We start from the raw sequence: 210 nt of genomic DNA, 5'->3' as shown, positions 1-210 counted from the left end.
CGCCAGGCACTGTCCCAGAGCGGGATGACCGCTCGTGGTTAGACGTCAAACGAGAACAGAGCGGTATTTCACCTTGCGACTCCCCACGAACTGGCGTCCATGGATCGAAGTCTCCCGCCTATGCTACACAATCCGCGCCTAACGCCAATACCAAGGTATAGTAAAGGTCCCGGGGTCTTTTCGTCCTTCTGCGCTTAACGAGCATCTTTA

1 rRNA gene is annotated in these 210 nt (G+C 55.2%); it reads right to left on the bottom strand.

The features are described from left to right. A 23S ribosomal RNA gene (locus EHS19_RS10590) occupies nucleotides 1-210 on the bottom strand; the annotation flags it as partial.

Source organism: Bifidobacterium jacchi (genome assembly GCF_009078285.1).
In the GTDB taxonomy this organism is placed as follows: domain Bacteria; phylum Actinomycetota; class Actinomycetes; order Actinomycetales; family Bifidobacteriaceae; genus Bifidobacterium; species Bifidobacterium jacchi.
Note: the sequence above shows the minus strand (reverse complement) of the source record. Positions and strands in the feature narration are given on the sequence as shown.